The organism is Streptomyces massasporeus (assembly GCF_014648995.1).
GTDB lineage: Bacteria > Actinomycetota > Actinomycetes > Streptomycetales > Streptomycetaceae > Streptomyces > Streptomyces massasporeus.
Genome location: NZ_BMSE01000002.1, coordinates 593350 through 618539, shown reverse-complemented (window position 1 = coordinate 618539; position 25190 = coordinate 593350). Strand labels below are relative to the sequence as shown.

Below are 25190 nucleotides of genomic sequence, written 5' to 3'. Positions count from 1 at the left end.
CGCGCGGACAGGGTTCGGATCACTTGCCCTCGACGGGGCGGCAGTCCGGGTACCGGTCGCACCAGACGGTCTGGGTGACGGTCACGGTGACCGTCGGCCCGGGCCGGCCGTCGGCGGGCCCGCCGACGGGGGGCGGGGTGGTGGAGTTGCAGTCGCCGAGGCCGTCGACCTGGAACCACACCTTGCCGTCCACCTTGGCGGTGATGTTCCCGCGCACGCAGGCGCCGTCCACCGCGTGCGTGACCTTGCCGTCGACGGTGATGTCCTTGCCGTCGTCGGTCTCGCCCTCACAGTCGACGGTGGCGACGGTCCGCTCACGCGCCGAGGGTGACGACTTCCCGCCGTTCTCCCCGTAGGAGGCGGTACAGGTGAGCCAACGCACGCCCGCCTTCTGCCGGTTGAGCTCCTTGGTCACGGTCTCGTCGGTGGTGTACGCGACGGACGCGGAACTGATGGCGCCGGGCTCGCAGGCGACAGCGCCGCCCACCGCCAGCACGGCGAACGTCGCCGCGACCGCCACGCGCCGCCCGCGCGGCCCCAGTCGATACCTCGTCGAAGCCCCCATGGAGGGGAGCCTGCCACTGACGGGGGCCGCGCGGTAGGGCGCAAAGGCGTCAGCCGCGCAGCAGCAGCCACTCCTGAAGCTCCACCACGTTGCCCTCGGGGTCCTTGAGATGCGCCACCCGCATGCGGTCCGTCATGGGCGCCGGGCCGTGCAGGACCGTCGCGCCGCGCATCGTGATCTCCTCGCAGTACGCGTCCAGCCCGTCCACCCGCAGCACCACCAGGGAGCGGTGACCGGCCGCCGTGTCGCCCAGTTCGTCGAGCACCTCGGCCATCATCGACCGGTCCTGCAACGCGATCCCCGCGGAGCCCACCGCGGGGCTGAACTTCTCGTACGGCCCCTGCGCCGCCCCCGACTGCGGCTTGAGGCCGAGGACCTCGCCGTAGAAGTGGTAACAGGCGGGGAAGTCGGTCACGAGCAGACGAACCTGGGCGAGTTCCACGGTGCCTCCAAGGGGATGAGTGCTACTGGTCCGTGTCGTGTCGTGGGCCTTGGACCTGGAGTCGTTTCCGGCGGGAACTGATGTTCTTGCATCGAATGCGTGACCTTCGCGGGTGACACTCGTTCCCCATGACGAGAACACTTCGGGTGGTGCCGGGCAGAGGGGTGACAGGGGCGGGCGAGCTGAGGAGTATCGCGGCGCCGTTCGTCGCGTCCGGCCCCTCTGGTGTGGCCGTCCGTGCCCGCCTCAAGCACCTGACGCCCGGCGAAGCGGAGGTGCTGCGCCTGATGGGCGGACATTCGGGGTCGCTGGCGTCGAAGGATCTCAAGGCGCGCTGCCGGGACGGTCTGGAGCACTCGGCTGAGGCGTGGGCGGTGCGCAAGCGGGAGCTGACCCCGCTCTCGTCGTCCAGGTGGGCGGGCAGTATCACCAAGGCCACTCATGACACACCACCTGGACGAGGCCGGGCTCACGGAGTGCGTGTGGCGTGGGCGTTGGGAGGCGGAGCGCTGGTTCTGTCAGGCCGACGGCGGGTCGGGCAAACGCTACGACAACGAGACGTTCCGCATCACCCCCGACGGTGAGGTGAGCATCAAACTCCCCGCTCCGCTCACGCATCTGGCCAACGCCCCACACGGCCGATACGTGCTGGCCTGCCGGATCGTGTTCGCGCATCGGGGCCGCGAGTGGGCCGACCGTGTCGCGGCCAACCGGGCGGTCGCCTACCGTATCCATTTCGATACTGGCCGCGATCGCTGGTATGTGACCGCCGCCTGGCAGATCCCGCCCACCCCCACCCTTCCGATCGAGGCCGCCCTCGCCCACGGGGTGATCGGGGTGGACATGAACGCCGACCACGTGGCCGCTTGGCGCCTGGATGTCCACGGCAACCCGACCGGGAGCCCGCGCCGCTTCTTCTACGATCTGACCGGCAGTGCCCACCACCGTGACGCCCAGGTGCGCCACGCCCTCACCCGCCTCCTGCACTGGGCACAAGCCTGTGGCGTGAAGGCGATCGCGGTAGAGGATCTGGACTTCACCGCGGAGAAGACCCGCGAGAAGCACGGCCGTAAGAAGCGCTTCCGGCAGCTGATCTCCGGCATGCCCACGGGCCGCCTGCGCGCCCGGCTGGCTTCGATGGCGGATCAGACGGGTATCGCGGTCATCGCCGTCGACCCCGCCTACACCAGCCGCTGGGGTGCCCAGCACTGGCAGAAACCCCTCACCAGCATGACTCGTACAACCACTCGCCATGACGCTGCCGCCGTGGCGATCGGAAGGCGCGCCCAGCGACACCCGATCCGGCGACGGACAGCACCGCCCCCACCGCACCGGAGTGATGCGGTGGGGCATCGGACCGTCCAGGCCGACCGGCGTGTTCCTGGACGTGAGGAAACCCGCCCCCGCATCCCCGGACCACGGACACGATCCGTCGGCGCCGGACGCGGAGCGAACGCGGGCAATCAGAACGTCCAACACCGTCCGGGGCGTTCGGCCGAGCATGAGTTCTGGCAACAGGACTCACCCCCGCTCAGTCTCTGGGAACGGTCAGGACCAGCGTCCGGTGCGTGCCAGGAGCACGGCCGCGGCGGCCGTCCCGGCAGTCGATGTGCGCAGCACACTGCGCCCGAGGCGATACGCCTGCGCCCCCGCCTCCTCGAACAGCGCCAACTCCTCCGGCGCGACGCCCCCCTCGGGCCCCACGACCAGCACGATGTCACCGGTGGCCGGCAGTTCGGCCGTCGCCAGCGGCGCGTCGCCGCTCTCGTGCAGCACGGCGGCGAAGTCCGCCCCGGCCAGCAGGGCGGCGACCTGCTTGGTCGTCGCCGCCTCCGCGACCTCCGGGAAGCGCACCCGGCGGGACTGCTTGCCGGCCTCCCGGGCCGTGGCCCGCCACCTGCCCAGCGCCTTGGCCCCGCGGTCGCCCTTCCACTGCGTGATGCAGCGCGCCGCCGCCCACGGCACGATCGCGTCGACCCCGACCTCGGTCATCGTCTCGACGGCGAGCTCGCCGCGGTCGCCCTTGGGCAGGGCCTGGACGACGGTGACCCGGGGCTGCTCCGCGGGCTCCTCGTACACCGAGTCGAGCTGGAGGATCAGCCGGTCCTTGCCCTCCGTGTCGAGCACGACGCAGTCCGCCCAGCGGCCCGCTCCGTCCGTGAGGACGACGTCCTCACCGGCGCGCAGCCGCTTCACGGAGACGGCGTGCCGCCCCTCCGGCCCGTCGAGGACGTACCGGCCGCCGCCGCCCGCGTCGAAGTGCTCGACCACGAACACCGGCGCGGTCACAGCGCGCCCCCGCCCGTCAACGAGGCCCGGGCGGCGGCCAGTTCCCCGGCCAGCACCTCGACCAGCTGCCCGGCGGGCAGCTCCCGCGCCATCCGGTGCCCCTGCCCGGCCCACAGCGCCATGCCCTGCGCGTCACCGGCCTTGGCGGCGGCCTTGCGCAGCGGCGCGGTGAGGTGGTGGATCTCGGGGTATGCGGCGGGCGCGTACGGGCCGTGCTCGCGCAGGAACCGGTTGACGAGGCCGCGCGCGGGCCGCCCGGAGAACGCCCGGGTCAGCTCGGTGCGGACGAACAGCGGGTTGGTCAGCGCCTGCTTGTGCAGGGCGTTCGCGCCCGACTCGTGGGTGGCGAGGAAGGCGGTGCCCAGCTGGGCCGCGCTCGCGCCCGCCGCGAGGACCCCGGCGATCTGGCCGCCGCGCATGATGCCGCCGGCGGCGACGATCGGGATGCTCACGGCCTCACGGACCTGGGCGATCAACGACAGCAGCCCGATGCCGGATCCGTCCGTCTCGGGGATGTCCCGGTGGGTGCCCTGGTGGCCGCCGGCCTCGACGCCCTGGGCGATGACCCCGTCCGCACCCGCCCGTTCGACGGCCCGGGCCTCGTCGGGGGTGGTCGCGGCGGCCAGGACGAAGGTGCCGACGCGGTGCAGGGCGTCGACGACCTCGCCGCTCGGGACGCCGAAGTGGAAGGACACCACCGGGACGGGGTTGTCGCGCAGCACCACGAGCTTGGCCTCGAAACCGTCGTCGCGTCCGCTGTCCGGATCACCGAGCTCGGCCTCGTACCAGGTGGCCTCGCCGGCCAGCTGGTGGGCGTAGACGTCGACGGCTGCCGGGTCGGCATACTCCGGCTGCGGCATGAAGACGTTGACGCCGAAGGGCCTGCCGGTGAGGCTCCGGATCTGCTTGATCTCCTGGTACATCCCGTCGGCGGTCTTGTACCCGGCGGCGAGGAACCCGAGCCCGCCCGCCTCGCACACGGCCGCGGCGAGCTGGGGTACGGAGACGCCGCCCGCCATGGGGGCCTGCACGATCGGGAGGGGGAAGAGATCGGTCAGTGCGGAGGACATGACCGCATGTTGTCACGTCCTCCGAACAACCCCGAAACCGGCCTGCCGACTGGCATAGACCAGAAGCACGCTCGGTCTCAGCGCCCGTTGAACGCGTCCTTCAACCGCGAGAACAACCCCTGCTGCCCCGGCTGACTGCGCCTGCCCGGGGGACGCCCCCCGGACCCCCGGCAGCAGCCGGACCACCGGCGTCAGCGCCCGTTGAACGCGTCCTTCAACCGCGAGAACAACCCCTGCTGCCCCGGCTGGAACTGACCCGTGGGGCGTTCCTCGCCGCGGAGTTTGGAGAGCTCGCGGAGCAGGCGCTCCTGCTCGGGGTCGAGCTTGGTCGGGGTCTGGACCTCGACGTGCACGATGAGGTCACCGCGTCCGCCGCCGCGCAGGTGCGTGACGCCCCGGCCGTGCAGCGGGATCGACTGGCCGGACTGGGTGCCCGGGCGGATGTCGACCTCCTCCATGCCGTCGAGCGTCTCCAGCGGCACCTTCGTGCCGAGGGACGCCGCCGTCATGGGGATCGTCACCGTGCAGTGCAGGTCGTCGCCGCGCCGCTGGAACGTGCTGTGCGGCAGCTCGTGGATCTCGACGTAGAGGTCACCGGCCGGACCACCGCCGGGACCGACCTCGCCCTCGCCGGCGAGCTGGATCCGCGTGCCGTTGTCGACACCGGCCGGGATCTTGACCGTGAGCGTACGGCGGGACCGGACGCGGCCGTCGCCCGCGCACTCCGGGCACGGGGTCGGGACCACCGTGCCGAAGCCCTGGCACTGCGGGCAGGGGCGGGACGTCATGACCTGACCCAGGAAGGACCGGGTGACCTGCGAGACCTCACCGCGGCCGCGGCACATGTCACACGTCTGGGCGGAGGTGCCCGGGGCCGCGCCCTCGCCGTTGCAGGTGTTGCAGACGACGGCCGTGTCGACCTGGATGTCCTTCGTCGTGCCGAAGGCTGCCTCGTCGAGCTCGACCTCGATGCGGATCATCGCGTCCTGGCCGCGGCGGGTGCGCGAGCGCGGTCCGCGCTGCGACGCCGTACCGAAGAACGCGTCCATGATGTCCGAGAAGTTCCCGAAACCGCCGGCTCCGAAGCCGCCCGCGCCGCCGCCACCGGCCTGCGAGAGCGGGTCGCCGCCGAGGTCGTAGACCTGCTTCTTCTGCGGGTCCGACAGCACCTCGTAAGCGGCGTTGATCTCCTTGAACCGCTCCTGGGTCTTCGGATCGGGGTTGACGTCCGGGTGCAGCTCGCGCGCGAGCCGCCGGAAGGCCTTCTTGATCTCTTCCTGCGACGCGTCGCGGCGCACGCCGAGTACGGCGTAGTAGTCCGTGGCCACTACGACTCCGCCAGGATCTGTCCGACGTACCGTGCCACTGCGCGTACCGCTCCCATCGTTCCCGGGTAGTCCATGCGGGTCGGTCCGACCACGCCGAGCTTGGCGACTGCCTCGCCGCCCGAACCGTAACCGACCGACACGACGGACGTGGAGTTGAGTCCTACGTGGGCGTTCTCATGACCGATCCGTACGGTCACGCCCGGATCCTGCGCCTCGCCGAGCAGCTTGAGGAGCACGACCTGCTCCTCCAGCGCCTCCAGCACCGGCCGGATCGTGAGAGGGAAGTCATGCCCGAAGCGGGTCAGATTGGCGGTGCCGCCGATCATCAGCCGCTCCTCGTTCTCCTCGACGAGCGTCTCCAGGAGTGTGGAGAGCACCGTGGAGACCGTACCCCGGTCCTCGTGCTCGAACGCCTCCGGGAGATCCTCCACCAGACTCGGCACATCCGCGAAACGGCGGTTCGCCACACGGCTGTTGAGCCGGGCGCGCAGATCCGCGAGCGAGGCGTCGCCGAAGGGCGCCGGGCAGTCGACCATCCGCTGCTCGACCCGCCCGGTGTCCGTGATCAGCACGAGCATCACGCGTGCGGGCGCGAGGGAGAGCAGCTCCACGTGCCGCACCGTCGAACGGGTCAGCGAGGGGTACTGCACGACGGCGACCTGACGTGTCAGCTGCGCGAGCAGCCGCACCGTCCGCGCCACGACGTCGTCGAGGTCGACGGCGCCCTCCAGGAAGTTCTGGATGGCGCGCCGCTCGGGCGCGGTCATCGGCTTGACGCCGGCGAGCTTGTCGACGAACAGCCGGTAGCCCTTGTCGGTGGGGATGCGCCCGGCACTGGTGTGCGGCTGGGCGATGTATCCCTCGTCCTCCAGGGCCGCCATGTCGTTGCGGACGGTGGCCGGAGAGACGCCGAGGCTGTGCCGCTCGGTGAGGGCCTTGGAGCCCACCGGCTCCTCGGTGCCGACGTAGTCCTGGACGATGGCGCGCAGCACCTGAAGCCTGCGTTCACTGAGCATCGCGCACACCTCCAGAAGTCGTCCGCCCGTGGTCCTGCCTGTCGAGCCTGGCACTCTGCGCGTGCGAGTGCCAGCATTCCCCGGCCCAGTGTACGGCGGTGGGGTACACCCCCGGCAAGGCTGGTCGTGCGGCGCCGTGCCCCGAGCGGGGCGCACCGCTAGCGTCGCCGTATGACGGTGACTTGGGAAGACCTCGGATGGGAGCGCGTGGCCGCCGGTGTGGGACGGTGCCGGCTGCCGGTGTGGGACTGCACGATCGGGCTGGTCGCCGGGGAGGGGGCGGTCCTCATGATCGACGCGGGGTCGAGCCTCGCCGAGGGCGCGAAACTGGGCGCGCAGGCGCGGGCACTCACCGGTCACCGTGTGACACATCTCGCGCTGACCCACCCGCACTTCGACCATGTCTTCGGCGCCGCGGCGCTCCCGGACACCGAGGTGTTCGGCGCGGTGGGCGTGGACGCGCTGCTGACGCGGGTGCGGGACCGCGAGGAACTGCGCGAGGACGGGGTGCGCCAGGGCCTGGCGGCGCCCACGGCCCAGGAGGCGGCGGAGCGGCTGACCCCGCCCGGCCACCTGGTCTCCGGCGAGTGGACGCTCGACCTGGGCGGCGGACGGCAGGTGCTGCTGGCGAACGTCGGCCCGGGGCACACCGCGCACGATCTGGCGGTGCTGGTGCCGGGTGATCCGGAGGTGGTGTTCTGCGGCGACCTGGTCGAGGAGTCCGGTGAGCCGCAGGCGGGCCCCGACGCGGTGCCGTCGCACTGGCCGGCCGCCCTGGACCGGCTGCTCGACCTGGGCGGCGAGGACGCGGTGTACGTGCCCGGTCACGGAGCGGTGGTGGACGCGGCGTTCGTGCGGGCTCAACGGGACGCGCTGGCGGCGCGTTTCGGCGTGTCGCGGTGATCACCGTTCGCCTTCTCCTATCGTCATCCGAATGCGCCAGTACTCCGCCGATCTGACCCCGCCGTGGAAGAAGCCGAAGCCGGTGCCCGAGGTGGCGGCGGAGCCGGGCCTGGTGGTGGAGGAGCCGGGGACCGGCTTCTGCGGCGCGGTGATCCGCTGCGAGGCCGGCACGGTGACGCTGGAGGACCGCTTCGGCAAGCACCGGGTGTTCCCGATGGAGCCGCGCGGCTTCCTGCTGGAGGGCAGGGTGGTGACCCTCGTCCGCCCCTCGCCGGGCGGCCCCGCGCGTCCCACCCGCACCGCCTCCGGTTCGGTGGCCGTCCCCGGCGCACGCGCGCGTGTCGCCCGCGCCGGCCGCATCTACGTCGAGGGCCGGCACGACGCCGAGCTGGTCGAGAAGGTGTGGGGCGACGACCTGCGCATCGAGGGCGTGGTCGTGGAGTACCTGGAGGGCGTCGACGACCTGCCGTCGATCGTCTCCGAGTTCGCCCCCGGCCCGGACGCACGGCTGGGCGTCCTGGTGGACCACCTCGTACCGGGCTCGAAGGAGTGGCGCATCGCCCAGTCGGTGACGAGCGAGCACGCGCTGGTCGTCGGCCACCCGTACATCGACATCTGGGAGGCCGTGAAACCGTCGTCCCAGGGCATCGCCGCCTGGCCACGGGTCCCACGCGGCCAGGACTGGAAAACGGGCGTGTGCAGGGCTCTGGGCTGGCCGGAGAACACCGGTGCGGCCTGGCAGCGGATCCTGTCAGGGGTCCACTCGTACAAGGACCTGGAGCCGGAACTGCTGGGCCGGGTGGAAGAACTGATCGACTTCGTTACGGCACCCTGACTGCGGCATGCGCAGCAGCCACCCAGCTGCGCAGCTGTTGACAGCGAGCGTGCGCAGCCGCCCAGCTGCGGGCGCGCGCTGCCGCCCAGCTGCGGGCATGCGTGCCGCCCCGCCCCCGCTGCGGGCATGCGTGCCGCTTGGGGCGGCACGGGTGGGGCATCGGCACCCCGCGCCGCCGGGCTGCGGACCCACCCCCCTCAGCCCGCACGCCCAGCACCTCAGTCCACGAGGTCCCGGACGACCCCGTCCGCCAGCAACCGCCCGCGCAGAGTGAGCACAGCTCGCCCCTCCTCATACGCCCCGGCGTCCAGGAGCCCGTCTGACAGCGCCCTGCGCGAGGCCGCAAGACCCTCCTCCCGCAGCAGCGACAACGGCACGCCCTCCCTGAGCCGCAACTCCAGCAGAATCCGCTCGACCCGCCGATCCTCATCGCTCAGCACCTCACGCCCGGCCCCCGGCGACCGTCCCGCCGCCAGCGCGGCCGCGTACGCCCCCGGATGCTTGACGTTCCACCACCGCACCCCGCCCACGTGACTGTGCGCACCGGGCCCGGCGCCCCACCAGTCGGCCCCCCGCCAGTACAGCTCGTTGTGCAGGCACCGCCCGGACCGCGAGGTCGCCCAGTTCGACACCTCGTACCACTCGAAGCCCGCGCCCGAGAGAACCTCGTCCGCGATCAGGTACCGGTCGGCGTGCACGTCGTCGTCGGTCATCGGCACCTCGCCGCGACGGATCCGCCGCGCGAGCTGCGTCCCCTCCTCGACGATCAGCGCGTACGCACTGACGTGATCCGGCCCGGCCCCCAGCACCGCGTCCAGCGAGGCCCGCCAGTCGTCGTCCGACTCCCCCGGCGTGCCGTAGATCAGGTCGAGGTTGACGTGCTCGAACCCGGCCGCCCGGGCCTCCGCCACACAGGCCTCGGGCCGCCCCGGCGTGTGCGTGCGGTCCAGCACCTTCAGCACGTGCTGCCGCGCGCTCTGCATCCCGAAGGAGATCCGGTTGAAGCCCCCCTCGCGCAGGGCGGCCAGATACGCGGGGTCGACCGACTCCGGGTTCGCCTCGGTGGTGACCTCGGCGTCCTCCGCCAGCCCGAACTCGTCCCGCACGGCCTTCAGCATCCGTACGAGATCCCCGGCGTCCAGCAGGGTGGGCGTGCCCCCGCCCACGAACACCGTGCGCACCGGCCGCGGATCGTCGCCCAGCACCTTGCGCGCCAGCCGGACCTCGTCGGCCAGCGTCTCGGCGTAGTTGTCGCGGGAGGCCAGTACCCCGCCGGTGCCGCGCAGCTCGGTCGCGGTGTACGTGTTGAAGTCGCAGTAGCCGCAGCGGGTCGCGCAGTACGGGACGTGCAGGTAGAACCCGAGCGGGCGGTCGGCGGCCCCGGCGAGCGCGGACGCGGGCAGCGCGCCGTCGTCGGGGACGGGCTCGCCGTCGGGGAGTGCGGAAGGCATGCCTTCCATTGTCCAGCACCGGCGCGCCGGCTCCGCCCGGAGCGGCTGTCAGTCCGCCTGGAGGACCAGCAGCGCGAGATCGTCCGCGGGCGGACGCGCCCCGAACTCGTGCACCAGCCGCTTGATCCGCTCGGCTATCAGCTCCGCGTCCAGCCCGGCGCACCCGGCCAGCGCCGTCGCGAGCCCGTCCCCGTCGTCGAACTGGCGGGAGCCCGAGCGGCGCTCGGTCACACCGTCGGTGACGCACAGCAGCGTGTCGCCGGAGCGCAGCTCGAAGGTCTCGCTGGTGTAGGTGGCGTCCTCCACGACACCGAGGAGGGTCTGGGGCTGCGCGGCCGTGTGGACCTCGCCACCCGCCCCGAGCAGCAGCGGCAGTGGGTGCCCGGCGGAGGCGACGGTGCAGCGGACGCCGCCGTCGAAGGGAACGAGCTCGCCGTACAGCAGGGACAGGAAGCGCGTCTGGGGGCCGTCGCCGGGCGGGGTCGGACGCGCGCCCGCGGCCACCAGCGCCCGGGCCGCCGCGTCGGCGGCCTCCGTGGCGTCGTCGAGGAGCAGTTGGTTGAGACGGTCGAGGACGTCGGCGACCCGGTAGCCCTCGCGGGCCAGCAGTCGCAGCCAGGGCCGGGCCAGGCCGATCACGACGGCCGCCTCGGGGCCCTTGCCCTGGACGTCGCCCACGGCGAAGCACCAGCGGCCGTCGCCGGCGGGGAACAGGTCGTAGAAGTCGCCGCTCGGGCCGCCCTTGTCGCACGGCTCGTAGACGAGGGCGCTGCGCATGCCGGGGATCTCCGCCACGGCGCCGGGCAGCAGGCCGCGCTGCAGGACGGCGCTGATGGTGGCCTGGCGGGCGTACTGGCGGGCGGCGCCGATGGCGAGGGCCACCCGGCGGCTGAGGTCCTCCGCGAGGCCGGTGATCTCGTCGGGGAAGCCGGCCTTCCCGGAGCGCCCGATGACGAGGGTGCCCAGCGGGCGTCCCCCGGCGACCAGCCGGTACGCGAGGGCCGAGCCGGGCTCGCCGTCGCCGAGCGCCTCGCCGGGCCAGGGGTAGTCGACGGGCCCGGACCTGCCCCGCTCCCGGTTGCGTTCGAACGGCGACGACGACCCCGTCGGGTCGAACGGCTGCGGCGGGTCCTTCTCCAGGACGCGGCGCAGCTCCTCGATGCGGTTCTCGCTGCCGTGCCAGACCCGGGCGAGGCGTGGTCCGCCCGCGCCCGCTCCGCCGCTCCAGCCGCCGCCGGTGGCCTCGTCCTCCAGCCACACCGCGCACCAGTCGGCCAGCCGGGGCACGATCAGCTGCCCGGCGAGGGCCGCGACCAGGTCCTCGTCGAGCTGCCCGGCGAGCAGGTCGGAGGCCTCGGCCAGGAAGGAGAGGGCGCCGCGGCCGAGCCAGGCGCCGTCGGGCCCGTTGCGTCCGTCGCGGTTCTCGTGCCGGTCCCGCCAGTCCCGTAGGTCGTTCCAGTCACGCAGGTCACGAGCCTCCCGTAAGGCGGGCCAGTCCCGTGCCTCTCCGCCCTCCCGCGAGTCCCATGTCTCTCCTCCGTCGTGCAGGTCCCACGGGTCGCCTGCGCCACGCCAGGCCCGTAGGGCCTCCACCGCCTCGTCGCCCTGGCGTGGTTCGGGTGCCTGGGTCTCCGCGGTCTCGTCGTCCGGGCGCGGCTCGGGCGCCAGGATCTCCGCCACCCGGAGGCCGCGCGCCAGCGCGTGCTCCCCGGCGTACGCCTCGATCTGCTCGCCCGCCGCGCACCCCCCGGCGGGCAGCCGCGCCCAGACGGTCTTGCGGCCCGTGCGGTACGTGATCCCCCACGCCTCGGAGAGCGCGCCGACGAGCCGCAGGCCGCGCCCGTACTCGGGGGTGTCGTGCGGCGTCTCCGGCTCGCTGCCGCGCGGGGCGCGGGAGGGGTGGTGGTCGGAGACCTCGACGACGAGCGCGGCCGTGTCGGAGGTGTCGCCCTCCAGCCGGCACTCCATCTCGACGTCGGTGCCGGCGTGCACGACGGCGTTGGTGACGAGTTCGCTGACGACGAGCGTGGCGTCGTCGGCGAGGCGGTCGGTGAGGTGCTCGGCGCCGGGCAGGCCGAGCCCGGTCCACTCGGTGAGGGCCGCGCGCACCAGGGCGCGTGCGGCGCCCGGCGCGAGGGAACTGCCGGGCAGGGTCGCGTGCGCCCGCGCGCACTCCGGTGCGGGCGCCCCGATGGACGGTGTGATCACCTCCGCGGACGGTGCGGGCTCCTCGGAAACGGGCCCCTCCTGGACGGGCACGGTCGTCTCCCAAGCGGGTGCAGGCGCCTCTGAGGCACGGGAAGCGGTCTCCCGTTGCGTCGGAATGGCCCCCATGGACAGCTCCCCGGGCAGTTCGTACGAATACGCCACAGTCGATGCCGACAGAGTGACAGACTGACCCCGCCCATAAGCGCCGAGTTACCGAAGTGGGCCGCCATGAGTGAGAACAGTGCTACTCCTGTGGTCGAAGACCGGCACGAAGACGGTCAGATTCGTGCATCCGATCTGCGTCCCCTGCTCGCAGCCATGACAGCGGCACGTGACGGTGATTTCACCAAGGTGCCCGAATCCGGCCACGGGATGGTGGCCGAACTCACCGCGGTCTTCAACCAGATCATGGACCGCAGCGTCCATTTCACGTCCGAGACGCGGCGCGTCAGACGGGAGCTGGTGCGGCACGGCCGGCTCGACGAGCGGCTCTCGGCAAGCCCGGGCCAGGGCCTGTGGACATCCCGGGTCAACGATGTGAACCAGCTGCTCGACGCCCTGGTCGCCCCGGCTGCGAACGCCACGCGCGTGCTGGACGCGGTGGCCGGCGGCGATCTGACCCAGCGGGTCGATCTGCACGACGGGACACGGCAGTTGCGGGGCGACCTGCGCCGCCTGGGCCGGGCCGTCAACACGATGGTGGACCAGCTCTCCCTGTTCACGGGCGAGGTGACGCGGGTCGCGCGCGAGGTCGGCACCGAGGGCAGGCTCGGCGGCCGGGCCAAGGTGCAGGGCCTGTCGGGCAGTTGGCGGGACGTGACGGAGGCCGTCAACACGATGGCCTCCCGGCTGACGGCCCAGGTGCGGGACATCGCCGCGGTGACGACGGCGGTGGCCCGGGGCGACCTGACCCGCACGGTGACGGTGGAGGCGACCGGCGAGCTGCTGGAGCTGAAGCTGACCGTCAACACGATGGTCGACCAGCTGTCCGCCTTCGCCGACGAGGTGACCCGCGTGGCCCGCGAGGTCGGCACCGAGGGCCAGTTGGGCGGCCGGGCCCAGGTGCGCGGCGTGTCCGGGGTGTGGAAGGACCTCACCGACAACGTCAACTTCATGGCGTCGAACCTCACCTCCCAGGTCCGCAACATCGCCCAGGTGACGACGGCCGTGGCCAACGGCGACCTGTCCCAGAAGATCACGGTCGCGGCGCAGGGCGAGATCCTGGAGCTGAAGTCGACGATCAACACGATGGTCGACCAGCTCTCCGCCTTCGCCGACGAAGTCACCCGCGTCGCCCGCGAGGTCGGCACGGAAGGCAACCTCGGCGGCCGGGCACAGGTCAGGGGCGTCTCCGGCGTCTGGAAGGACCTCACCGACAACGTCAACTTCATGGCCGACAACCTCACCTCCCAGGTGCGCAACATCGCCCTGGTCTCCACTGCCGTCGCCCAGGGCGACCTCGGCAAGAAGATCACCGTGGAGGCCAAGGGCGAGATCCTGGAGCTGAAGTCCACGATCAACACGATGGTCGACCAGCTCTCCGCCTTCGCCGACGAAGTCACCCGCGTCGCCCGCGAGGTCGGCACGGAAGGCAACCTCGGCGGGCAGGCGCAGGTCAGGGGCGTCTCCGGCGTCTGGAAGGACCTCACCGACAACGTCAACTTCATGGCGCTGAACCTGACCTCGCAGGTCCGCAACATCGCCCAGGTCACCACGGCCGTGGCCAACGGCGACCTGTCGAAGAAGATCACGGTCGACGCGCGCGGCGAGATCCTGGAACTGAAGGACACCGTCAACACGATGGTGGAGCAGCTGCGCGCCTTCGCCGACGAGGTGACCCGCGTGGCCCGCGAGGTCGGCACCGACGGGCGGCTCGGCGGCCGGGCCCAGGTGCTGGGCGTCTCCGGCGTCTGGCGGGACCTGACGGACAACGTCAACTACATGGCCGACAACCTCACGTCCCAGGTGCGCAACATCGCCCAGGTCGCGACGGCCGTGGCGCAGGGCGACCTGTCCCGGAAGATCGACGTGGACGCACGCGGCGAGATCCTGGAACTGAAGACCACCATCAACACCATGGTCGACACGCTCTCCTCGTTCTCCTCCGAGGTCACGCGCGTCGCCCGCGAGGTCGGCTCCGAGGGACAACTGGGCGGCCAGGCCCGGGTCGAGGGCGTCTACGGCACCTGGAAGCGCCTGACGACCAACGTCAACGAACTCGCGTCCAACCTCACCACCCAGGTCCGCGCCATCGCCGAGGTCGCCTCCGCCGTGGCCCAGGGCGACATGTCCCGCTCGATCACCGTGGAGACGCAGGGCGAGGTCGCCGAGCTGAAGGACAACATCAACCTGATGGTGGCCAACCTGCGCGAGACGACCCGCGCGAAGGACTGGCTGGAGTCCAACCTGGCCCGGCTCGCCGCCCTGATGCAGGGCCACCGGGACCTGATGGAGGTCGCCGACCTGATACTCCGCGAGCTGACCCCGCTGGTGAACGCCCAGTACGGCGCGTTCTATCTGGCCGACCCGGACGAGGACAGCGCGGCCCCGCGCACCACCGTGCCGATCAAGGGCCTGGCCTTCATCGCCGGGTACGGCGCCGCCCAGGACGCGACCGTCGAGACCGGCGGCCTGCCGGTGCACGGTCTGGTCGCGCAGGCGGCCCGGGAGAAGAAGCGGATCCTGGTGGAGGGCGCCCCGCCCGACTACATCAAGATCAACAGCGGCCTCGGCGAGGCGGCCCCGACCACGATCGTCATCATCCCGATCCTCTTCGAGGACAAGCTCCTCGGCGTCATCGAACTCGCCTCGTTCTCCCGCTTCTCCGACGTCCACCTGGCGTTCTTCGACCAGTTCGTCAACACCATCGGCGTCGCCATCAACACGATCATCGCCAACTCCCGCACGGAGTCCCTGCTCGGCGAGTCCCAGCGCCTGGCCATGCAGCTCCAGGAGCGCTCGGACGAACTCCAGAAGCAGCAGGGCGAACTCCAGCGCTCCAACGCCGAACTGGAGGAGAAGGCCGCCCTGCTGGCCACGTCCTCCCAGTACAAGTCCGAGTTCCTGGCCAACATGTCGCACGAGCTGCGCACACCGCTGAACTCCCTGCTGATCCTGGCCCGTCTGCTCTCCGACAACCCCGACGGCCATCTCTCCGACCAGGAGGTGCAGTTCGCGACGACCATCCACCGCTCGGGCTCGGACCTCCTGCAACTGATCAACGACATCCTGGACCTGTCGAAGATCGAGGCCGGCCGGATGGACGTACGCCCCAAGCGACTCCCCCTCATCAAACTGCTCGACTACGTCCACGCCACGTTCCGTCCGCTCACCCTGGACCGGGGGCTGGCCTTCGAGGTCGCGGTCGGCGAGGGCGTACCGCGCGAGATGTTCTCGGACGAGCAGCGGCTCCAGCAGATCCTGCGCAACCTGCTCTCGAACGCGATCAAGTTCACCGCGAACGGCAAGGTCGAGTTGCGGGTGGACCGGGTGGAGGACGCCGAGCACCGCTACGTCCGGGACACCGGCGACGTCATCGCGTTCACCGTGTCCGACACCGGCATCGGGATCGCGCCGGAGAAGCTCCCCGTGATCTTCGAGGCGTTCCAGCAGGCCGACGGCACCACCAACCGCAAGTACGGCGGGACCGGGCTCGGCCTGTCCATCAGCCGGGAGATCGCGGGCCTGCTCGGCGGCCGGATCGTCGCCGAGAGCGAACCCGGCAAGGGCTCTACGTTCACCCTGTACGTGCCGGTCGTCAGCCCCGGGCACACGGCTCCCGCGCCCCTCCCCGAGGACCGCGCCGACCTGCCCCTGCCGCTCCAGCCGACCACCGGGCCCTTCCCGGTCGCGCACGACACGGACGACGCCTGGCCGTCCCCCACGAAACTGGAGGCATGGACGTCCGGCAGGCCGGGCAGGATCCTGGCCGGCCGACGGGTGCTGATCGTCGACGACGACATCCGCAACGTCTTCGCCCTCACCCATGTCCTGGGCCGGGTCGGCATGACCGTGCTCTACGCGGAGAACGGCCGCGAGGGCATCGAGACGCTGGAGCGCAGCCCGGACGTCGAACTGGTCCTGATGGACATCATGATGCCGGAGATGGACGGCTACGAGACCATCTCCGCGATCCGCCGCACACCCCGCTGGACGGGCCTGCCGATCGTGGCGCTGACCGCCAAGGCCATGCCCGGTGACCGGGAGAAGTCCATCGCCCGCGGCGCCAACGACTACGTGCCCAAACCGGTGGACATCGACGGCCTGCTGACGGTCGTGTGCGAACTGCTGGACCCCGAGGGCATGGAAGAAGAGGCATGAGCAGCACGGCCACTCACCCCGAACGCGCCGGAATCCTCCTGGTCGACGACATGGAGGACAATCTGACCGCCCTGGAGGCCGTGCTGGCCTCGCTCAACGAGCCGCTCCTGAGGGCCCGTTCCGGCGAGGAGGCCCTGAAGGCCCTCCTGCGCCGGCCGATCGCCCTGGTCCTGCTGGACATCCGCATGCCCGGCATGGACGGCTTCGAGACGGCGTCCCACATCAAACGCCTCGACCAGACCCGTGACGTCCCGATCATCTTCCTCACCGGCGCGGACGACGACTCGGGCTACGCCTTCCGCGGCTACGCGACCGGCGCCGCCGACTACGTGACCAAGCCGTTCGACCCGTGGGTCCTCAGGGCGAAGGTCAGCGTCTTCCTGGACCTCTACCGCAAGGGGAGGGAAGTGGAACGCCTGCGCACGGAGGTCCAGGACTTGCGACGCCGGGTGGGTGACGTCCCCTAGGGGCGCGGGGCTGTATCGATCTGCGGCTCCGCCGCGTGGGCGCGAGCGACCACAACGAACCCGCAGCCGCTCGATCAGCCCCAGCACCCCCTACGCCTCGCGAGAGCCCTCGTACATCTCCTCGATCAGGTGCTTGTACTCCCGCTCCACAACGGGCCGCTTCAGCTTCAGACTCGGCGTGATCTCGCCGTGCTCGACATCGAGGTCACGCGGCAGCAGCCGGAACTTCTTGATGGTCTGCCACCGCTGAAGCCCCTCGTTGAGCTGCTTCACGTACCCGTCGACCATCTCGACGGTCACCGGCGCGGCGACGATCTCCGCGTACGGCTTCCCCTCGAGCCCGTTCTCCTTGGCCCACTCGGTGATCGCGGCCTCGTCGAGCGCGATGAGCGCCGTGCAGAAGTTCCGGTCGGCCCCGTGCACCAGGATGTTGGAGACGTACGGGCACACCGCCTTGAACTGCCCCTCGACCTCCGCCGGGGCGATGTACTTGCCGCCCGAGGTCTTGATGAGGTCCTTCTTGCGGTCGGTGATCCGCAGGTACCCGTCGGGCGACAGCTCCCCGATGTCCCCGGTGTGGAACCAGCCGTCCGACTCCAGCACCTCGGCGGTCTTCTCGGGCAGCTTGTGGTAGCCCTCCATGATGCCCGGGCCGCGCAGGAGGATCTCCCCGTCGTCGGCGATCCGCACCTCCGTGCCGGGCAGCGGCTTGCCGACCGTGCCGGTGCGGTAGGCCTCGCCCGGGTTCACGAAGGACGCGGCCGAGGACTCGGTCAGGCCGTAGCCCTCCAGGATGTGGATGCCTGCGCCGGCGAAGAAGTAGCCGATCTCCGGCGAGAGTGCTGCGGAGCCCGAGACGCACGCCCGCAGGTTGCCGCCGAAGGCCTCGCGGATCTTGGAGAAGACCAGCGCGTCGGCGGCCTTGTGCTTCGCGCCCAGCCCGAACGGCACGGACGCGGTCCCGGTCCGCCGGAAGTTGTCCTGCGCGACCTTGGCGTACTCGCGGGCCACCTCGGCGGCCCACTGGAAGATCTTGTACTTGGCGCCGCCGCCTGCGCGGGCCTTCGCGGCCACGCCGTTGTAGACCTTCTCGAAGATGCGCGGCACGGCCGCCATGTACGTCGGCTGCACCACCGGCAGGTTCTCGATGATCTTGTCGACCCGGCCGTCCACGGCGGTGACGTGCCCGACCTCGATCTGCCCGGAGGTCAGCACCTTGCCGAAGACGTGCGCGAGCGGCAGCCAGAGGTACTGCACGTCCTCGGCGCTGACCAGCCCGGTCGCGGCGATCGCCTTCGCCATGTACGACCAGTTGTCGTGCGGCAGGCGCACGCCCTTGGGGCGGCCCGTGGTGCCGGAGGTGTAGATGAGGGTGGCCAGCTGGTCCTTGGTGATCGCGCCGACCCGCTCCTTGATCAGGTCGGGGTCCTTCTCCAGCCGGGCCGCGCCGCGCTTCTCCAGCTCGTCCAGGGTGAGGATCCAGTCGGCGGTCTCGACCCCGGCCGCGTCGATCACCACGACATGCGTCAGCTCGGGCAGCTCGGCGCGCTTCTCCTGGGCCTTGGCCAGCTGCTCGGCGTTCTCCGCGATCAGCACCCGGCTCTCGGAGTCCGACAGGATGTACGCGGACTCCTCGGCGTTGGTCTGCGGATACACCGTGGTCGTGGCCGCGCCGGCGCACATGATGCCGAGGTCGGCGAGGATCCACTCGAGCCGGGTGCCGGCGGCGAGGGCGACGCGCTGCTCGGCCTGCACGCCCAGCTCGATGAGCCCCGCCGCGATGGCGTAGACCCGCTCGGCTGCCTGCGCCCAGCTCAGCGACTTCCACTCGTCCGGGCCCTGGCCCGCGGACGATGGGACCGGGTACCGATAGGCCTCGGCGTCCGGCGTGGCCGTGACGCGCTCCAGGAAGAGGCCCGCCACGGACGGGGGACGGTTCTCGATCAGGGTCTGTGTGTCGCTCACGACATCCTCCGGGGCCCGCGACGATGCGGCTGGCTCAGGTGCGGCTGGGTGGCACTCACGAGGTGCAGGTCACGCCCGTTGTTTAACTCGTGAGTAACTAACGAGCAGGGATCAGAGTAAAGGGCGACCGGCCGCCGCGTAAGGGTTCGCGGCCTGTCACTTCGTACAGAGAGCTACCCCGCATACGCACAGGGCCCGCCGCACTTTCGCACGACGAGCCCCTGTTCAACCCGGATTGCGGTGTAACCCACGGTAATCCGTGGTTACTTCTTGCCCTTGCCCGACCCCGCGCTGTCATCACTGGACAGGACCGCGATGAAGGCTTCCTGCGGAACCTCTACGGAACCCACCATCTTCATTCGCTTCTTGCCCTCCTTCTGCTTCTCCAGCAGCTTCCGCTTACGGGAGATGTCACCGCCGTAGCACTTGGCGAGGACGTCCTTGCGGATGGCGCGGATGGTCTCGCGGGCGATGACCCGGGAGCCGATGGCGGCCTGGATGGGCACCTCGAAGGCTTGCCGCGGGATGAGCTCGCGCAGCTTGGCGACGAGCCGCACACCGTAGGCGTACGCGGCGTCCTTGTGGGTGATCGCCGAGAAGGCGTCGACCTTGTCGCCGTGCAGCAGGATGTCGACCTTGACCAGGCTGGAGGTCTGCTCGCCGGTGGGCTCGTAGTCGAGCGAGGCGTAGCCGCGGGTCTTGGACTTCAGCTGGTCGAAGAAGTCGAAGACGATCTCCGCGAGCGGCAGGGTGTAGCGGATCTCGACCCGGTCCTCGGAGAGGTAGTCCATGCCGAGCAGGGTGCCGCGCCGGGTCTGGCACAGCTCCATGATCGAGCCGATGAACTCGCTGGGCGCCAGGATGGTGGCCCGCACGACCGGCTCGTAGACCTCCGAGATCTTGCCCTCGGGGAACTCGCTCGGGTTGGTGACGGTGTGCTCGGTGCCGTCCTCCATGAGGACGCGGTAGACCACGTTCGGCGCGGTGGCGATGAGGTCGAGGCCGAACTCGCGCTCCAGCCGCTCCCGGATCACGTCCAGGTGCAGCAGGCCGAGGAAGCCGACACGGAAACCGAAACCGAGGGCCGCGGACGTCTCCGGCTCGTAGACCAGCGCGGCGTCGTTGAGCTGGAGCTTGTCCAGGGCCTCGCGCAGCTCCGGGTAGTCCGAGCCGTCCAGCGGGTAGAGGCCGGAGAACACCATCGGCTTGGGGTCCTTGTAGCCGCCGAGCGCCTCCTCGGCGCCCTTGTGCTGGCTGGTGACGGTGTCACCGACCTTGGACTGACGGACGTCCTTCACACCCGTGATGAGGTAGCCCACCTCGCCCACGCCGAGGCCGTCGGCCGCCAGCATCTCCGGTGAGTTGGTGCCGATCTCCAGCAGCTCGTGCGTGGCGCCGGTGGACATCATCCGGATGCGCTCGCGCTTGTTGAGCTGACCGTCGATGACACGGACGTACGTCACGACACCGCGGTAGGAGTCGTAGACCGAGTCGAAGATCATCGCGCGGGCGGGCGCGTCCGCGACACCGACCGGCGGGGGGATCTCGGCGACGACCTTGTCGAGCAGCGCCTCGACGCCCAGACCCGTCTTGGCGGACACCTTGAGCACGTCGTCGGGGTCGCACCCGACCAGGTTGGCGAGCTCCTCGGAGAACTTCTCGGGCTGCGCCGCCGGCAGGTCGATCTTGTTCAGCACCGGGATGATCTTGAGGTCGTTCTCCATCGCCAGGTAGAGGTTGGCGAGGGTCTGCGCCTCGATGCCCTGGGCGGCGTCCACCAGGAGGATGGTCCCCTCGCAGGCGGCGAGCGACCGGGAGACCTCATAGGTGAAGTCGACGTGCCCGGGGGTGTCGATCATGTTCAGGATGTGCGTGTCGTTCTTGTCGTGGGTCGGGGCCCACGGCAGACGCACCGCCTGTGACTTGATCGTGATGCCACGCTCGCGCTCGATGTCCATGCGGTCGAGGTACTGGGCGCGCATCTGCCGCTGCTCGACCACTCCGGTCAGCTGGAGCATCCGGTCGGCGAGCGTGGACTTGCCGTGGTCGATGTGCGCGATGATGCAGAAGTTGCGGATCAGAGCCGGGTCGGTACGGCTCGGCTCGGGCACGTGGCTGGGGATCGCGGGCACGCAGGGTCCTGATTCTTGAGGCGTCCGCAGTGTCTGCGGTCTCGGGTCGGATCGATACGTAGCCTCCATGGTCCCACGGGTGGGGACCGCGGACGGGTTTGGGCCGCGGAAGGGGCCGCTGGTAGCCTGGGTGGCTGTGCCTCATGCCCTCTCGCAGGAGGCGCGACCCAAGAAATCACCCGGTGCGGGAATCGTGCGGTGTCCGTGCGGCCTCGTGCCAGAACCTGAGAAGGCTCATTCGTGGCGAACATCAAGTCCCAGATCAAGCGGATCAAGACCAACGAGAAGGCGCGGCTGCGCAACAAGGCCGTCAAGTCCTCCCTCAAGACCGCGATCCGCAAGGCCCGTGAGGCTGCTGCCGCGGGTGACGTCGAGAAGGCCACCGAGTACCAGCGCCTCGCCGCGCGTCACCTCGACAAGGCCGTCTCCAAGGGCGTCATCCACAAGAACCAGGCCGCCAACAAGAAGTCCGCGCTGGCTCAGAAGGTCGACGCGCTCAAGGGCTGACATCTGATGTGACGCCGGAGGGAATCGAGCGGGCCCTCTCTCATCCGCTCCCGTCCGGCACCCCCGGATCCGCGCGCGGCCTGCGTTCGCCACGCGGGCGCGGATCCCGCAGCTTGAACCGAAGGCCCCGCTTTCCGCCCTTCCCCAGGGCGGCCGGCGGGGCCTTCGGCCTGTTCAGGACCAGAACTCGTTGTTCTTCTCGATGTCCTCGACGCACTCGTCGAGGTCGGTGACCTTGTCGCCGACGATCCGGAAGACGATGCAGCCGGTGTCGTCCAGCTTCCTGCCCTGCCGCTCGGCCGTGAACCTGCACATGCCGACCGCGTGCCCCCGGCCGTCGACGGCGATGCCGAGCATCTCCAGACGCATCGATCCGGCGGTCTCCTCGCCCAGCCGCCGGTACATGTCCATGATCGCGTCCTGGCCCTTGAAGTCACCCGAGAGCGGGTGACTGCCGGGCACGTGATGTGTCGCGTCCTTGGCGATCAGTTCCCGCAGGGTGTCCATGTCACCGCGCGAGAAGGCCTCGAACCCCTTGCGGACCAGCGCAGCATGCGGGTGTTCAGCCATGACCCTCGCCACCTCTCCGTCACTTGGCGACGTACGGCTGATACACCCGATTCTCCTCTTCGGCAGGAGGAGGGCGACTCGATCACGGCACAGTGGAGACATGGACGCAGACGACACGAGCGCGCCGGCCCTGGTCCGCGCGGCGACCAGGCTCCCCGCCCAGGACCTGGAGCGGGCGCGGCGCTTCTACTCGGAGAAACTCGGTCTGGACCCCGTGGACGAACGCCCCGGCGGGCTGCTCTACCGCTGCGGCGACGCGGAGTTCGTACTGTTCCGGTCGACGGGAGCCTCGCCCGGCACCTTCACGCAGATGGCGTTGGAGGTCGAGGACATCGAGGCGGCGGTCGCCGAGCTGAAGCGGCGCGGCGTGGTCTTCGAGGAGGTCGACGCCCCCGGCTTGCGGACCCGGGGCGGGATCGCCGAGATCGAGGGCAACTACCCGAGCAAGGGCGCACGGGGCGAACGCGGCGCCTGGTTCCACGACAGCGAGGGGAACCTGCTGGGGATGGGGGAGCCGGTGTTCTGAGGCGGGCGGCTCACGGAGCGAGCCGTGTCGGGCGAGCCCATGGAGGGGGCGGGCCCTGGAACGAGGGGCAGAGGGAAGGCCCATCGCGGGGCGGGCCCTGAAGTGAGCCGTACGGGGACGGCCCGTGGAGGGGCGGGGCCTGGAACGAGGCGCAGAGGGAAGGCCCATCGCGGGGCGGGCCCTGAAGCCGTACCGGGACGGCCCGTGGAGCAAGGTGCCGCCGAGGCCTGGGGCCGATCGGCCCGGATCCCGCTAGCCGCGTCCCCTGGAGCGGGCCGCCCTGGCGATGGTGACCACCGCCTTCTCCAGCGCGTACTCGGGGTCGTCGCCGCCGCCCTTCACCCCCGCGTCCGCCTCGGCCACGGCGCGCAGCGCGATCGACACCCCGTCCGGAGTCCAGCCGCGCATCTGCTGCCGCACCCGGTCGATCTTCCACGGCGGCATGCCCAGCTCCCGCGCGAGGTCGGCCGGGCGGCCCCCGCGGGCCGAGGACAGCTTCCCGATCGCCCGGACTCCCTGTGCGAGCGCGCTCGTGATCAGTACCGGCGCGACCCCGGTCGCCAGCGACCAGCGCAGCGCCTCCAGGGCCTCCGCCGCCCGCCCCTCGACCGCCCGGTCGGCGACGGTGAAGCTCGACGCCTCGGCCCGCCCGGTGTAGTACCGTCCGACGACCGCCTCGTCGATCGTCCCCTCGACGTCCGCGACCAGCTGCGACACCGCCGAGGCCAGCTCCCGCAGATCGCTTCCGATCGCGTCGACGAGCGTCTGGCACGCCTCCGGCGTGGCGGATCGCCCCGTGGTCCTGAACTCGCCCCGCACGAACGCCAGCCGGTCCGCCGGCTTCGTCATCTTCGGGCAGGCCACCTCACGCGCCCCGGCCTTGCGCGCGGCGTCGAGCAGCCCCTTGCCCTTGGCCCCGCCGGCATGCAGCAGCACCAGGGTGATCTCCTCGGCGGGGGCACCGAGGTACGCCTTCACGTCCTTGATCGTGTCGGCCGACAGATCCTGCGCGTTGCGTACGACCACGACCTTGCGCTCCGCGAAGAGCGACGGGCTCGTCAGCTCGGCGAGCGTGCCGGGCTGCACCTGGTCCGGGGTCAGGTCCCGTACGTCCGTGTCGGCGTCGGAGGCCTTCGCGGCGGCCACCACCTCCTGCACGGCACGGTCGAGGAGCAGGTCCTCCTGGCCCACGGCGAGCGTCACCGGGGCGAGGGGGTCGTCATTCGCAGTCTTCCTGGCCATCGCGCCAAGCATCCCACGCGCCACTGACAACGGACCCCGACGGACCGGGCGGGGGTCCTCATGGACCGCGCCGTGCGCGCACGCGGGCCGGTCCGTGCGCGCACGCGGGACAGGGAGCCGCTACGGCTCCTCCCGCCAGCCCTCCCACTCGCCGGCCAGCCCGTCCAGCTCCGCGGGATCCAGCCGCTCGTCCTCGTCCCGCAGGACGACCAGCCACTGCGCGTCCTCGGCGTCGTCCTCGCCGGCCAGCGCGTCCCGCACCAGCTGCGGCTCCTCGACGACCCCGAACCGCTCCCGCAGCGCCTCCACCACCTCTTCCGCGGCGTCACGGTCGGGCAGCACCAGCACATGTCGCACATCACTCACGCCGGACATTGTCCGACACCGCCTCGCGGCCCGGCCGCTCAGCCCTTGCGGACGACCTGCACATCGAGGTCGACCCTGATGCTCGGCCCCACGACCGCGATGCCCCGCGCCAGCATGGTCTGCCAGCTCACGGTGAAGTCGTCCCGGTGCAGCTCGGTCGTGGCCCGGCAGGCCGCCCGCACCTCTCCCTCCATGCCGTTGCCCAGCCCCAGGTACTCCGTGTCCAGCGTGACCGTCCGTGTCACGCCGTGCAGCGTCAGCGCCCCGGTCACGGCCCACCGGTTGCCGCCCTTGTGCACGAACCGTTCGCTGTAGAACTCCAGCGTCGGGAAGTTCTCGACGTCCAGGAAGTCCGCCGAGCGCAGATGGTCGTCGCGCATCCTCATGTCGGTGTCGATGGACGCCGCGTCGATCACCACGTGCATCGCCGACCGCTCCACCGGATCGGCGACGCGTATGACCCCCGCGAACGACTTGAACCGCCCGTGGATCCGGGCCAGTCCGATGTGCCGCGCGGTGAAGCCGATCGAGGAGTGCGCCGACTCGATGTCCCAGTCACCGGCATCGGGAAGCTCCGGCGGCCGGGCCACCTGCAGCGTCACGTCCCCGAGCGACGCGAGCGCGTTCTCGGCGACCTGCGTGGTCGCCCGGTACGGCGTGTATCCCTCCGCCGACACCGCGAGCCGGTACTCCCCGGCGGGCACGGTCGTCACGAACGACCCGTACGGATCCGCTCCCCCGCTGACCACCGGCCGCCCCACGGCGTCCGTGACCGCGAACTCCGCGTGTCTGACCGGCTCGTTGACCGGGTCCAGCACCCGGCAGGCCAGCACCCCCGCACTGGGCGGGGTCGGCACCGCCGCCAGGGGACTCGTTCGTTGCACCCGGTCGGTGCGGCTTCCCCGCCAGCGGCCGATCATCCACGACTCCCTGAGTGGCTCGAAATCGCCTGTTGATCACTGTTGATCACACTTACCGAAGGAGCATT

20 protein-coding genes and 1 pseudogene are annotated in these 25190 nt (G+C 71.0%); 7 read left to right on the top strand and 14 right to left on the bottom strand.

Annotated elements, in window-relative coordinates:
* Nucleotides 1-19: 19 nt before the first annotated feature.
* Nucleotides 20-565 (bottom strand): hypothetical protein, encoded by a 546-nt coding sequence (locus tag IE153_RS07610; RefSeq protein WP_189588972.1) that lies wholly within the window; start codon nucleotides 563-565, stop codon nucleotides 20-22.
* A 49-nt stretch (nucleotides 566-614) separates the two neighbouring features.
* Entirely contained in the window at nucleotides 615-1007 is a 393-nt protein-coding gene (locus IE153_RS07605) for a VOC family protein (RefSeq protein WP_189588971.1), read from the bottom strand.
* 128 nt (nucleotides 1008-1135) lie between these two features.
* On the opposite strand from IE153_RS07605, the pseudogene IE153_RS07600 reads away from it, so the two are divergent.
* Nucleotides 1136-2502: pseudogene (locus tag IE153_RS07600) on the top strand (IS200/IS605 family accessory protein TnpB-related protein); the annotation flags it as partial.
* 53 nt (nucleotides 2503-2555) lie between these two features.
* Here the strand turns inward: IE153_RS07600 and IE153_RS07595 are convergent.
* The 4 genes from IE153_RS07595 to hrcA all read right to left on the bottom strand — a co-directional run bounded on the left by IE153_RS07595 (nucleotide 2556) and on the right by hrcA (nucleotide 6710).
* Complete coding sequence (locus IE153_RS07595; protein WP_189588970.1) at nucleotides 2556-3296, bottom strand: 16S rRNA (uracil(1498)-N(3))-methyltransferase; 741 nt, start codon at nucleotides 3294-3296, stop codon at nucleotides 2556-2558.
* Nucleotides 3293-4366: a nitronate monooxygenase gene (locus tag IE153_RS07590; protein ID WP_189588969.1), complete on the bottom strand. Its 1074-nt coding sequence runs from the start codon at nucleotides 4364-4366 to the stop codon at nucleotides 3293-3295. Before IE153_RS07590 ends, IE153_RS07595 begins: the two co-directional genes overlap by 4 nt.
* Before the next feature lie 191 nt (nucleotides 4367-4557).
* Nucleotides 4558-5694 carry a molecular chaperone DnaJ gene (gene dnaJ / locus IE153_RS07585; RefSeq protein ID WP_031103804.1) on the bottom strand — a complete coding sequence of 379 codons (1137 nt, stop codon included), beginning with the start codon at nucleotides 5692-5694 and terminating at the stop codon, nucleotides 4558-4560.
* Nucleotides 5694-6710, bottom strand: a complete 1017-nt coding sequence (hrcA, locus tag IE153_RS07580; RefSeq protein WP_097216549.1) for a heat-inducible transcriptional repressor HrcA — start codon at nucleotides 6708-6710, stop codon at nucleotides 5694-5696. Before hrcA ends, dnaJ begins: the two co-directional genes overlap by 1 nt.
* Nucleotides 6711-6881: 171 nt before the next feature.
* Between hrcA and IE153_RS07575 the strand changes: the two genes are divergently transcribed.
* Nucleotides 6882-7613: an MBL fold metallo-hydrolase gene (locus tag IE153_RS07575; RefSeq protein ID WP_189588968.1), complete on the top strand. Its 732-nt coding sequence runs from the start codon at nucleotides 6882-6884 to the stop codon at nucleotides 7611-7613.
* A gap of 31 nt (nucleotides 7614-7644) precedes the next feature.
* Nucleotides 7645-8448 (top strand): DUF3097 domain-containing protein, encoded by an 804-nt coding sequence (locus tag IE153_RS07570; protein ID WP_189588967.1) that lies wholly within the window; start codon nucleotides 7645-7647, stop codon nucleotides 8446-8448.
* Nucleotides 8449-8666: 218 nt separating this feature from the next.
* On the opposite strand, the gene hemW is transcribed toward IE153_RS07570, so the two are convergent.
* Both hemW and IE153_RS07560 read right to left on the bottom strand, forming a co-directional pair.
* Entirely contained in the window at nucleotides 8667-9899 is a 1233-nt protein-coding gene (gene hemW / locus IE153_RS07565; protein WP_189588966.1) for a radical SAM family heme chaperone HemW, read from the bottom strand.
* A gap of 48 nt (nucleotides 9900-9947) precedes the next feature.
* Entirely contained in the window at nucleotides 9948-12233 is a 2286-nt protein-coding gene (locus IE153_RS07560) for a SpoIIE family protein phosphatase (RefSeq protein ID WP_189588965.1), read from the bottom strand.
* 192 nt (nucleotides 12234-12425) lie between these two features.
* Here IE153_RS07560 and IE153_RS07555 point away from each other — a divergent pair, with 192 nt between their 5' ends.
* Together IE153_RS07555 and IE153_RS07550 are read left to right on the top strand one after the other, a co-directional pair.
* Nucleotides 12426-16427: a HAMP domain-containing protein gene (locus IE153_RS07555; RefSeq protein ID WP_438817903.1), complete on the top strand. Its 4002-nt coding sequence runs from the start codon at nucleotides 12426-12428 to the stop codon at nucleotides 16425-16427.
* Nucleotides 16424-16894: a response regulator gene (locus IE153_RS07550; protein ID WP_189588963.1), complete on the top strand. Its 471-nt coding sequence runs from the start codon at nucleotides 16424-16426 to the stop codon at nucleotides 16892-16894. Before IE153_RS07555 ends, IE153_RS07550 begins: the two co-directional genes overlap by 4 nt.
* 90 nt (nucleotides 16895-16984) lie before the next feature.
* Here IE153_RS07550 and IE153_RS07545 read toward each other — a convergent pair whose 3' ends face one another.
* Nucleotides 16985-18859, bottom strand: a complete 1875-nt coding sequence (locus IE153_RS07545; RefSeq protein WP_189588962.1) for an AMP-dependent synthetase/ligase — start codon at nucleotides 18857-18859, stop codon at nucleotides 16985-16987.
* A gap of 263 nt (nucleotides 18860-19122) precedes the next feature.
* Nucleotides 19123-20991, bottom strand: a complete 1869-nt coding sequence (gene lepA / locus IE153_RS07540; RefSeq protein WP_189588961.1) for a translation elongation factor 4 — start codon at nucleotides 20989-20991, stop codon at nucleotides 19123-19125.
* A gap of 240 nt (nucleotides 20992-21231) precedes the next feature.
* On the opposite strand from lepA, the gene rpsT reads away from it, so the two are divergent.
* Complete coding sequence (gene rpsT, locus IE153_RS07535; RefSeq protein ID WP_031103817.1) at nucleotides 21232-21498, top strand: 30S ribosomal protein S20; 267 nt, start codon at nucleotides 21232-21234, stop codon at nucleotides 21496-21498.
* A 174-nt stretch (nucleotides 21499-21672) separates the two neighbouring features.
* Here the strand turns inward: rpsT and IE153_RS07530 are convergent, their stop codons facing one another.
* Nucleotides 21673-22068, bottom strand: a complete 396-nt coding sequence (locus tag IE153_RS07530) for a nuclear transport factor 2 family protein (RefSeq protein ID WP_031103819.1) — start codon at nucleotides 22066-22068, stop codon at nucleotides 21673-21675.
* 100 nt (nucleotides 22069-22168) lie between these two features.
* Between IE153_RS07530 and IE153_RS07525 the strand changes: the two genes are divergently transcribed.
* Nucleotides 22169-22594 (top strand): VOC family protein, encoded by a 426-nt coding sequence (locus tag IE153_RS07525; RefSeq protein WP_189588960.1) that lies wholly within the window; start codon nucleotides 22169-22171, stop codon nucleotides 22592-22594.
* Between the two features lie 252 nt (nucleotides 22595-22846).
* Here IE153_RS07525 and holA read toward each other — a convergent pair whose 3' ends face one another.
* The 3 genes from holA to IE153_RS07510 form a co-directional block, all read right to left on the bottom strand.
* Nucleotides 22847-23836 carry a DNA polymerase III subunit delta gene (gene holA / locus IE153_RS07520; protein WP_189588959.1) on the bottom strand — a complete coding sequence of 330 codons (990 nt, stop codon included), beginning with the start codon at nucleotides 23834-23836 and terminating at the stop codon, nucleotides 22847-22849.
* Between the two features lie 120 nt (nucleotides 23837-23956).
* Complete coding sequence (locus IE153_RS07515) at nucleotides 23957-24202, bottom strand: hypothetical protein (protein WP_097222973.1); 246 nt, start codon at nucleotides 24200-24202, stop codon at nucleotides 23957-23959.
* A gap of 38 nt (nucleotides 24203-24240) precedes the next feature.
* A complete protein-coding gene (locus tag IE153_RS07510) occupies nucleotides 24241-25122 on the bottom strand; it encodes a YceI family protein (RefSeq protein WP_189588958.1) in 882 nt (293 codons plus the stop codon).
* Nucleotides 25123-25190: the final 68 nt, after the last annotated feature.